Genomic DNA, 10,916 nt, shown 5'->3' with positions numbered 1-10,916 from the left:
GCCTTGCCTCTTGCCTCTTGCCTCTTGCCTCTTGCCTCTTGCCTCTTGCCTCTTGCCTCTTGCCTCTTGCCTCTTGCCTCTTGCCTCTTGCCTCTAATTAAACCCGATAAAAATAGTCGGGTATGTTTGACGTGGATTTTGCCTCGTGTTAGTATGATTCCAAAGTTGACGGATACCCAGGGAAAGCAAGATTATGACTCAGGCGATTACAAACCTCAACCAAGCGAACACTTCTATCCTCAAGGCTTTGAAGTGTAAAGAGTGTGGAGCAGAATACGAACTCAAAGCTACTCATGTCTGTGAGTTGTGTTTTGGACCGTTGGAAGTCAAATATGATTACAATGTTCTCAAGAGCTTAGTTAGTCGAGAAACTATTGAAGCTGGTCCTAATTCGATTTGGCGCTACCGTCACTTTTTGCCCGTTGCTACAGATAATTTTATAGATGTAGGCACAGGGATGACTCCATTGGTGCGTTCCCACCGTCTCGCCCGTCGCCTGGGTCTAAATAAACTTTATATTAAAAATGATGCCGTCAATATGCCCACCCTGAGCTTTAAGGATCGGGTGGTGTCCGTTGCCCTCAGTAGAGCAAGAGAATTAGGTTTTACGACTGTTTCTTGTGCTAGTACAGGTAATTTAGCCAATTCTACCGCGGCGATCGCAGCTCATGCCGGTTTAGATTGTTGTGTATTTATTCCTTCTGACTTAGAAGCTGGTAAAGTTATCGGTAGCTTGATTTATAGTCCAACTCTAATGGCTGTGAAAGGCAACTATGATCAAGTTAATCGTCTTTGTTCGGAGGTCGCCAATACCCACGGTTGGGGTTTTGTGAATATTAACCTGCGTCCCTACTATTCCGAAGGTTCTAAGACATTAGGTTTTGAAGTTGCAGAACAACTAGGTTGGCAATTACCAGATCATATAGTTGCTCCTTTGGCTTCTGGTTCTCTGTTTACCAAAATTTATAAAGGTTTCCAAGAATTTGTCAAAGTTGGTTTAGTAGAAGCGAAAGATGTCCGTTTCAGTGGCGCTCAAGCGGAAGGTTGTTCCCCAATTGCGAAAGCTTTTAAAGAAGGTAGAGACTTCATTCAACCAGTTAAACCGAATACAATTGCTAAATCAATTGCTATTGGCAACCCGGCTGATGGGGTATATGCTGTAGAAATAGCTCAAAAAACCAACGGTAATATTGAATCAGTTAATGATGCGGAAATTATCGAAGGTATCAAACTCTTAGCAGAAACCGAAGGCATTTTTACGGAAACCGCAGGGGGTACAACCGTTGCAGTTCTGAAAAAACTAGTAGAAGCTGGCAAAATTGATCCAGATGAAACTACAGTAGTTTATATTACTGGCAATGGTTTGAAAACCCAGGAAGCAATTCAAGGTTATATTGGCGAACCTTTAACTATTGATGCTAAACTAGATAGTTTTGAACGGGCTTTAGAAAGATCCCGCACACTTGACCGTTTAGAATGGCAAGAAGTTACAGTCTAATCCTTTCACTACCAATTAATTGTAGGGGTAAAGCAAGAGCTTCATTGGTGTCAACTTAACGTAAAACCTGTAGCCCGCCTGGGAATGATAGCGTAGCGTGGCGTTAGCCATATTCCCAGTCTAATAGCAGAAGTTGTCTTTTGATGACTAAATAACCCGGAAATTTTTGAGTAAACTTTAGTTTACTTTCGCTATTAGCCCGGAAATTCATTTCTGGGTGGGTGTGGAAGCCAACAAATAAGACATCTGTAGCTTAAGTTGACACCATTAAGCTTTTGCTTTACCCCTACCAAGCAAATCACTCACTAACAATTAACGTTTAAACAATGGCTGTAAAAGTTTTAATTCCCACTGCTTTGCAAAAATTTACAAACGAACAAGCTACTTTAGAATGTACTGCTAGTAATATTTCTGCATTATTAAATTCCTTAGAAGTAAGCTGTCCTGGAATCAAAGCACGTTTGTGTGATGATGAAGGCAATCTCAGACGGTTTTTGAATTTCTATGTCAATAGTGAAGATATCCGCTTTTTAGAAGGGGCAGAAACAGTCCTCAAAGATGGAGATGAAGTGAGTATTGTTCCCGCTGTTGCAGGTGGTTGAAATATCGCTGGAGGGTATGGGATTTTAAAAGTCCCAAATTACCCATTACCCATTTTATCCAACATACTTCGTGAAAAGTTACTATTTAAACGATTTTATCCCAATGATAGGCCAAGCTGCACAGAATCATGAAACTTATTAATTCATCCGTCTTTATCTGCGCTAATCTGCGTTAATCTGCGGTTAATTACTCTTAAAATCTTATTTTATATCTAAATAGCTGTAGCTATGCTCTGGTATGTCAAAATAAAAATAACTGACTACCCAAAATGAGCAATGGCAGAAGAAACTAATCAAAATCAAGCGGGAGATGTAGCTTCTAATCCTGCTGCAACCGCCCCAGAAAAGCCCCCAGCAGAGACTAAAGCTGCCAAAAAGGAAAAGCCCCCAGCGTTGGAAGATAAGCCTTTTGAAGAGTTTATGCAGCAACATTACCTACCAGCGTTACAAGAGGCAATTACTAAAGAAGGTGTGCCAGATGTGAAGCTGGCTTTTGCCAAGCAGAAGTATTCTATTATTGGTTTTAATTCAGCAGAAGAATGTTGGCAAGTTATCGGTTCTTGGCAAGGGGGACAGCGCCAGTTTAACGTATATTTCCCTGAAGCCAATATTCAAGGTAAAAAGGGATTTTCCTGTAATGAAGGTAAAAAACCAAGTACCTTGGAATCGTTTTTAATTGATGAGCGTAAAATTACCCTAGATTTATTGGTATCTCGGTTAGTGTATCGCTTAAATGGACAAAAGTGGCTAGGTAGAAATTAGCTTAAAAAAACCCACCCTTACTAAGTTTAGGGGTGGGTTATTCGGTTATTTATATATGGATTTGGGAAAGTGGCAAATTAGAACATACCCATGCCGCCCATGCCACCCATACCACCCATGCCACCCATACCGCCCATACCGCCCATACCGCCCATACCGCCCATACCACCCATGCCACCATCAGGGGACCCAGCGGATTGTTTTTCAGGCTTTTCAGCAATAATGGCTTCGGTGGTTAGTACCATACTGGCAATAGAAGAAGCATTTTGTAAAGCGGAACGAACCACTTTTGCGGGATCAATAATACCAGCAGCAATTAAGTCTTCAAATTCGCCTGTAGCTGCGTTATAACCGATATTCAAATCAGTTTCCCGAACTCTGGCAACAATGACAGAACCTTCTGCCCCAGCGTTCTCTGAGATTTGCCGCAGGGGAGCTTCTAAAGCTTTTTTAACAATATCAGCACCAATTCTTTCTTCGGGGGTGAGGCTGTTTTTAATTGCTTCTATCTTGGTAGATAGATAAATTAAGGTTGCACCACCACCAGGAACAATACCTTCTTCTACTGCGGCTTTGGTAGCGTTGAGTGCGTCTTCAATCCGCAAGGTTTTGTCCTTGAGTTCGGTTTCTGTAGCGGCACCGACTTTAATCACGGCAATCCCACCGGCTAACTTAGCAATGCGTTCTTGCAGTTTTTCGGTATCATAGTCGGAATCAGTTGCGGCTAACTGTTTACGAATTTGCTCAATCCGAATTTGGATTTCTGGTTTAGCAGCATTACCAGCCACAATGGTGGTATTTTCCTTGTCAATGTGGATTTTCTCCGCAGTTCCCAACATTTCCAAAGTGGCAGTATCTAAGCTTAAGCCAATGTCTTCAGAAATCATTTGTCCATCGGTGAGAATGGCAATGTCTTCTAACATAGCTTTGCGACGTTCGCCAAAACCAGGAGCTTTAATCGCAGCGATCGCTAATACACCACGCGCTTTATTCACAACCAAAGTTGCTAAAGCATCACCATCTACATCTTCGGCAATAATCAATAAAGGTTGACCGGAACGGGCAACTTTTTCCAAAATGGGGACTAAATCTTGAATGCTGCTGATTTTTTTATCAGTAATCAGGATGCGGGCGTTTTCAAACTCTACTGTCATCCGTTCGTTGTTGGTGATGAAGTAGGGAGAAATATAACCTCTATCAACCTGCATTCCTTCTACCACTTCTAGTTCAGTAGTAAAGGATTTAGATTCTTCAACGGTAATAACACCGTCTTTGGTCACTTTCTCCATCGCCAGTGCTATCATTTGTCCAACTTCCGCATCATTACCAGCGGAAACTGTGGCAACTTGGGAAATGGCACTTCCTTCTACAGGTTTAGCGATATTGGCAATTTCCTTTACCAGCGCCTCAACGGTTTTATCAATACCCCGTTTTAAACTGATGGGATTTGTCCCCGCAGCTACATTCTTCAAACCTTCCTTAATCAAGGCTTGTGCTAGAACTGTGGCAGTGGTAGTCCCATCCCCAGCTATATCCTTAGTTTTTGATGCTACTTCCTGAATTAGTCTAGCGCCAGTATTTTCTAGAGGATCTTCTAGTTCAATTTCTTTAGCAACAGTGATACCATCGTTAACAATTTGGGGAATACCAAATTTTTTCTCTAATAGGACGTTACGACCTTTTGGACCTAAAGTGATTTTCACCGCATCTGCCAGGGCGTTAATACCCTTTTCTAAAGCACGCCGTGATTCTTCATTAAATGCAATAATCTTAGTCATGTTTTATTTTTCTATTGCTTCCATTAGACAATTTAGCACTCACTGACCAAGAGTGCTAATCCCTTTCCCCAATTTAGATTAACAATCAAAATCCCAAAATTGATTAATATTAACAGTTGATAAGTAGGTGAACACAATAAAACCAAACTGTGTAAAGAAATGTAAAATCGCCCAAACCCTCTTCACTCTTGCCTCTTGCCTTTTGCCTTTTGCCTTGCCATAACGACAATTTTCAACACCAACCTACTTACTTATGTTTGACCATAAAACTAATGATTATATTGGGAGCAGATGAACTTAGCAAACTCCCTTAAATCCCTTGGCATTGCTGACCCTAGCGGCTCCGGCTGGTTAGCTGTAGTATTTACGTTTCTATTAGCTTTAGTTGTCACCTGGCGTTTAATTCCCACAATTCGCAAATTTGCCTTAGAGGTAGGTTGGGCAGATCAACCCAACGCCCGACGATTGAATCAAGAACCTTTACCTAATGCGGGAGGTTTGGCAATCTACGCGGGTGTCATTGCGGCTTTGGTCTTAGCTAGTCTCTTGCGGCCAATTGAACTGCAAGGGGTTTTAGCTCAGGTCTTAACGATTCTCCTCGGTGGTTCAATTTTAGTTTTAGTGGGCTTTATCGATGACCAGTTTGGTTTACCTCCATCTGTGCGTTTATGGGCGCAGGTAACAACAGCACTTCTGTTGGTTGGTAATGGCATTAGCATCAAAGTTGCCTTTGGTACACCCATTGATTCCCTCTTGTCTATGGCGTTAACGGTGCTGTGGGTGGTGGGGATCACTAATGCTGTTAACCTCATGGATGGGATGGATGGTTTGGCTGGTGGCATCAGCTTTATCACTGCTATCAGTTTGTTAGGCGTGTCTGCCCAGTTTGATAATCGCGCTGCTGCTACTTTGGTTTTAGCGGCTTTGGGAGGGGCGGCACTGGGCTTTTTACGCCATAATTTTCACCCCTCACACATCATTATGGGTGATGCTGGTGCATACTTTTTTGGCTATGTGTTAGCAGCAACCAGCATTTTAGGCAAACTCCAATTAAATACAATCTATGCCCTAATCCCGACGGTTTTATTTCTGCTGTTGCCAGTTATCGACACTACTCAAGTGTTTGTTCGCCGGCTCATGGCAGGCAAAAACCCTCTGAGTACACCAGGTAAAGACCACATCCATCATCGCTTGTTGGCTTGGGGACTATCCCAACGCAATGCAGCTTTTATCTTATGGTCAATTACTTTAGGTTGTAATTTACTGGCTATGAAAGTCCAGGGTATGAGTTTATCTGTGATGCTGGCTACTGCTGTCGGTATTATTTTGCTGTTAGGCTTTACCCTTGGACAAAGAATAATCCGTGAATAGGGAGTTGGGGGAGTTAGGGAGAAAAATATTCTTTTGCAACTGACAACTAACAACTGACAACTGACCACTAACAACTGACAACTGACCACTGACCACTGACCACTGACAAATTACATCACCATACCGCCATCAACATTAAATACTTGTCCTGTGATATAAGCTGCGGCGGGATCTGCTGCTAAAAAGCGCACCATGCCAGCAATTTCTTCTGGTTTACCAAAACGCCCCAGGGGGATATATTGCAGGATACCATCGGCTTTGATATCGCTGGTCATGTCAGTGGTAATAAAACCAGGAGCAACGGCATTGACGGTAATGCCACGAGAAGAGAGTTCTTTAGCTACTGTTTTGGTAAAGCCAATTACTCCGGCTTTGGCTGCGCTGTAGTTGGCTTGTCCAGGGTTGCCCATTTGTCCCGCGACGGAAGCGATGTTAATAATCCGCCCGGAACGTTGTTTGAGCATAATTTTACTGATAGCCTTTGTACATAAAAATACTCCAGTTAAGTTAAGGTCTATGACTGCTTGCCATTCTGCTAATTTCATTCTTAATAGCAGGGTGTCACGGGTAATACCTGCATTGTTGACTAAGATATCCACGCGCTGGAATTTTTCTAAGGTGGTTTTAATGAGTGTATCTACTTGATTTTCTTGGGAAACATCTGCTTGGAGGGCGATCGCTTCTCCTCCTGCTGCTGTAATTTCTGCGACTACTTCCTCTGCTGCTGTGCTGGAACTAGCGTAGTTAACTACTACTTTTGCACCTTGAGATGCTAATTGGATAGCGATCGCTCTACCAATTCCCCGTGATGCACCTGTGACAATTGCAACCTGATCTTTTAATAAACTCATCTATTTTTCCTCAATTTTGTGGAGATACCGCGCTAATTATCTTATAATTTTAAGTTAGACGGAGGTGAAAAATTTATTGATGCAGTTAGTTAGTCAAGAATACATCGAAATTGCTGCTGATGTCCGAAGTGGAAAACCCCGAATTGCTGGTACTCGTATTGCGGTGGAGGATATAGCAGTTCTACATTTAAAACTAGGGTATTCTCTAGTAGAAATTGCTGGTAAATATGACTTGTCTCTGGCATCTGTTTATGCAGCAATGGCTTATTATTTTGATCATCGAGATGAAATTGATGCAAGGACTGTGCAAGAGGATGAATTGGTTGAGGTACTGAAACAAAATTATCCTTCACGTCTTCAAGAAAAACTCAAACAGTTGAGAAATGAGTGAAAAAATTCGCTTTCATTTAGATGAAAATGCTGATCCTGCGATCGCTCTTGGGTTGCGTCGTTATGGAATTGATGTGACAACAACTAATAATGTGGGATTACGCACTCAATCTGATGAAGTCCAATTAGGGTTTATTCAGAAAACGCAACGAGTGCTGTTTACCCAAGATACAGATTTTTTGATTATTGCGAGTCGCCAGCTTGATATTTACCTCTTTATTTGCAACCAAGCAAATACTTCCTCAACTGTGATGATTAAATTCACACCTTCTAAAACTGGTAATCTATCTGTTCCAGTTAACAAATCTGGTAAAGTATTAGGCTGATAAACTAAAATCGAACGCTCACTTGGATCAAGCAACCAACCAAGTTTAGTACCATGTTTAATACAATGTAAAATATTACCAGTTACCTTAGTCTGACTTTGGCTAGGTGAAAGGATTTCAATTACCCAAAGAGGTGCAAAATTAATCCCACTGCTAATAATATCACCGCTTTCATCTAATGGTATTTGATCAGTAGCAATCACCAGAACATCGGGAACTACAGAACGATTTCCACAGCTACAACGCATTTCTGGAAAAGCTTCATAGTCACTTGTTGCTGTGTCAATAACTGCTATTAATTTTTTTTGTAATAAACTGTGTTTACCGCCACCCATTGGTTTTTGAATTACTTCTGAATTAATATATTCCCAAGCTGGTGATTCATCAATAAAACCCAGCTTTAAAAATTCTTCTATGGGAATGATTTTTGCAACTGTTGTTGTCATTTATTTAACCCCATAATTTAATTTTAATTTTAATTTTATCACTACTCTCAATAAAAACATTCACAAGAACAAGATCCCCGACTTCTCTAAGAAGTCGGGGATCTGAATCTTAACTGTTATGATTAATAGATTCAGCTTTAGCAACTACAGGATTAGGAAGAGGTGGAGGTGTAGGGATTTTCGATTCTAGATGGGTTTTGCTATTAGTTTGATTCAAAAGAATCATAGACAATAAACCATCTGCTAAACCATTATTACTACCATTATTACCACCAACAATGATATCAGGAATAATGCGAACACTGCGATCGCCCACAATTTGCATTAGCTGCATCGCTGTGTAACCTTGCAAACCCAATGCTTGTACCCCTGTCCGATAGGTTTCTGCTTTCGCGTTACCTGTCGCCCGGATACCTTCAGCTTCCGCTATGGCTTTGAGTTTAGTGGCTTCAGCTTCACCTGTTGCTTGCTGAATTTGTGCGTTAGCTTGCAACTCGGCAATTGTGACACCTTGTTCCGATTTTACCAACTCTTGCTGAATATCTGCGATCGCTGTTTCCCGGACTAACATTTGTCGTTGGGTTTCTGCCATTTGCTGAACTTCGTAAGTTTTGCGTTGTTCCTCAGCAATTTTCCGGTCTGTCAGCGTGTGCATTAATTCATTCGGTGGCGTAATCAAACCAATCAACGAATCCACTGCTTGCACATCATAAGCACGTAAGGCAGATTTAACGTATTCAGAGGCTTCAACTTGACGCTCACTTCTGGCAATCAAGAAATCCAGGATAGTATATTCTTGAGCCGAGTTGCGGAAATAATTCCCCACAATGGGACGCAAAACCTGATCAATGACATTTTGCATCGAACCCAAGCGGGAAATCACTTTCGGAGCATCTGACGCACCAATGTGAATAATTTGGAATATCTCCAAATCAAAGCTAAAACCATCAAATGACAGAAGTTTCAGCGCCGTTAAATTCGTATCATACCCATGCTGACCGCTAATTCTATCAGTAAAGTTTAAGACAATGTTTGTTGTCGGCACTAGCTCAACTTTCATCACTTTAGTATTGAGCGGGTGCTTCCCAGGATATAAAGGCTCAACCCAAACACCCTTATGTCCTTGATTGACCAAATTTCCGTGAGTGAAAGATGCCCCGCTCACATCTTCCTGTTCTTCACCAACAAAAGAAATCACCACACCCACATAGCCGATAGGGATTTGAGTCATCGGTACTTGTTCAATACTTACCAACCAAGGATTGAGATTCCACGAACCCGATAATAACACCTGTTCTTGTAAACCCCGTTGTCCTCCAGCGTCAATAAATTTTTGACCATTTTGAAAATTATTATGTCCGGTAATAGCACGCCCAGCAATTTCACCTGCGGCAATTGGTGAACCATCCAAAGTAGTCACAATACCAACTTTTTCCGCTGCTATTTCATAGATTTGTAACTGTTCTGGACGCATACCCTCTTTACTGGCATTTGCTGCTGTAATCACTTTAAACAGCGCTGTATTGATGCGGTAAGTACCTGCGGTGATAAAAGCAATTTGCCGTCCTTTCTCCCCACCTTTGGTTAAGAATTTCCGAGCATCTTGAAAATTATCACATTCGACAATTTTGCCCAAAATCCGTTCTGGAGGGTTAGAAGCCCCATCAGCGGCGACAATCAGAGCGATTTGACCTTGGGGGACAACAATTACCGACTCTTTTTTCACTGCATATTGCCAAGGCCAATAACCCCAGTGCCAACCAGGGGCGAGGGTATCTGCTTGCAAACCCGCTTCACCATTGAGGGCAATTAATCTACCAGGAGGTAATCCTTTACCTGACAGGGTGAACTTTTTCACCACAATTCCCACTTCCCGTTCACCGATAACCACCAGTCCACCAAAGAAGAAACAACCGCCAATAATAATCACGGGAATAATGATTAAAGGCTCAATTCCCATTGATTGATAGGGGATTGGACGAGTTACTGATTGAGTAACTACAGGTTGATTTTGAGTAGAGGGAATAGAAACAGAAGTTAATTCTTTGGCTGTCAGTGTTTTTATGGGAGTGGCATTAACAGCATTAACACCACCTGCTAAGGCTAAGGCTGCAATTGCAGATGTAGCCAAGCTGACAAACTTATTTTGCTTACTTTTATCAAGAAAAAATGGAAAGCTTTTCATATATCTGCCTCTTTGGGCAATTAATCATCTAAGGTATCACTTCATCAGGAGGGAATGATTTTTCTTAAACTTAATGTAATTTTTTAACCCAATGTTAGCACCATAGCGGTAAAATCTGCTACTAGTCGCTTACTTTGTAGCCAACGTACACCTAAAAGAATATCTTGCAGTTCATTTCCACCCAACACTGGGATGATCAACTCTTCTTCATCTAAAAATACAGTTCCTTGATAAAGATTAAACTGAGCTTCGCCGTATGCTGTCTGCATATCTTCTTTCTGGTTTTCCTGTAACCATCCTAAGGTTATAGCATCCTGATCATCAATTGCTAACCAACCTGTAAAACCTGTATCTAGTAATGCTTGTACTGGAATGATTTCACCTTTGGGTTTGCAGCGGGACTTCATAGCCTTAACATTTAGATGCTCTTGGACAATTGCCTCAGCGGTGTTAACAACTTTATTAGCTGCTTTCCATTGATGATCATTCCGTTTATCTGCAATCTTTTTATGTAGTTTGGCGACTCTTTTCCCGGCTTTTTTACGATTATTAGAACCCTTGACTTTACGGTTAACCCGGCGCTGTCTGATTCTTAATTGACGACGGACTTTTTTGTTAGTTGCAAATTTAGGATTTTCAATAAATGAACCATCCGACAAAGAAATTAATTTATTAATTCCTACGTCAATACCCACCGCTGATTTGAC

At 41.5% G+C, this 10,916-nt stretch carries 11 protein-coding genes; 6 read left to right on the top strand and 5 right to left on the bottom strand.

Translation table 11 applies throughout. The features are described 5' to 3' along the window. The first annotated feature begins 193 nt into the window (after positions 1-193). The 3 genes from thrC to AN486_RS24570 all read left to right on the top strand — a co-directional run bounded on the left by thrC (position 194) and on the right by AN486_RS24570 (position 2,862). Positions 194-1,498, top strand: coding sequence for a threonine synthase (thrC, locus tag AN486_RS24580; RefSeq protein ID WP_053539843.1), 1,305 nt, complete (start codon positions 194-196; stop codon positions 1,496-1,498). A 326-nt stretch (positions 1,499-1,824) separates the two neighbouring features. Continuing rightward, complete coding sequence (locus AN486_RS24575; protein WP_053539842.1) at positions 1,825-2,100, top strand: MoaD/ThiS family protein; 276 nt, start codon at positions 1,825-1,827, stop codon at positions 2,098-2,100. Between the two features lie 276 nt (positions 2,101-2,376). Beyond that, positions 2,377-2,862 (top strand): DUF2996 domain-containing protein, encoded by a 486-nt coding sequence (locus AN486_RS24570; RefSeq protein WP_290602863.1) that lies wholly within the window; start codon positions 2,377-2,379, stop codon positions 2,860-2,862. Between the two features lie 77 nt (positions 2,863-2,939). On the opposite strand, the gene groL is transcribed toward AN486_RS24570, so the two are convergent. Then, the gene (gene groL, locus AN486_RS24565) at positions 2,940-4,640 is read right to left on the bottom strand and encodes a chaperonin GroEL (RefSeq protein ID WP_168635446.1); all 1,701 of its coding nucleotides are present in this window, start codon (positions 4,638-4,640) and stop codon (positions 2,940-2,942) included. A 291-nt stretch (positions 4,641-4,931) separates the two neighbouring features. Here groL and AN486_RS24560 point away from each other — a divergent pair, with 291 nt between their 5' ends. Then, entirely contained in the window at positions 4,932-6,011 is a 1,080-nt protein-coding gene (locus tag AN486_RS24560; protein WP_290602862.1) for an MraY family glycosyltransferase, read from the top strand. Between the two features lie 110 nt (positions 6,012-6,121). Here the strand turns inward: AN486_RS24560 and fabG are convergent, their stop codons facing one another. Further along, positions 6,122-6,862: a 3-oxoacyl-[acyl-carrier-protein] reductase gene (fabG, locus tag AN486_RS24555; protein WP_053539838.1), complete on the bottom strand. Its 741-nt coding sequence runs from the start codon at positions 6,860-6,862 to the stop codon at positions 6,122-6,124. A 64-nt stretch (positions 6,863-6,926) separates the two neighbouring features. Here fabG and AN486_RS24550 point away from each other — a divergent pair, with 64 nt between their 5' ends. Together AN486_RS24550 and AN486_RS24545 are read left to right on the top strand one after the other, a co-directional pair. After that, positions 6,927-7,253: a DUF433 domain-containing protein gene (locus tag AN486_RS24550; RefSeq protein WP_290602861.1), complete on the top strand. Its 327-nt coding sequence runs from the start codon at positions 6,927-6,929 to the stop codon at positions 7,251-7,253. Next, positions 7,246-7,578 (top strand): DUF5615 family PIN-like protein, encoded by a 333-nt coding sequence (locus AN486_RS24545; protein WP_290602860.1) that lies wholly within the window; start codon positions 7,246-7,248, stop codon positions 7,576-7,578. Before AN486_RS24550 ends, AN486_RS24545 begins: the two co-directional genes overlap by 8 nt. Here AN486_RS24545 and AN486_RS24540 read toward each other — a convergent pair. From AN486_RS24540 to AN486_RS24530, 3 genes are all read right to left on the bottom strand, one after another. Further along, positions 7,461-8,024 carry a Uma2 family endonuclease gene (locus tag AN486_RS24540; RefSeq protein ID WP_290602858.1) on the bottom strand — a complete coding sequence of 188 codons (564 nt, stop codon included), beginning with the start codon at positions 8,022-8,024 and terminating at the stop codon, positions 7,461-7,463. The genes AN486_RS24545 and AN486_RS24540 overlap by 118 nt on opposite strands. A 109-nt stretch (positions 8,025-8,133) precedes the next feature. After that, on the bottom strand, positions 8,134-10,209 hold the full coding sequence (locus AN486_RS24535) for an SPFH domain-containing protein (protein ID WP_053539835.1): 2,076 nt from the start codon (positions 10,207-10,209) through the stop codon (positions 8,134-8,136). A gap of 83 nt (positions 10,210-10,292) precedes the next feature. Further along, on the bottom strand, positions 10,293-10,916 hold a 624-nt coding region (locus AN486_RS24530; RefSeq protein WP_290602857.1), incomplete at its 5' end, for a transposase.

The organism is Anabaena sp. AL93, from assembly GCF_001672085.1.
Classification (GTDB): Bacteria; Cyanobacteriota; Cyanobacteriia; order Cyanobacteriales; family Nostocaceae; genus Dolichospermum; species Dolichospermum heterosporum.
This window is presented reverse-complemented; position numbering and strand designations above follow the sequence as displayed.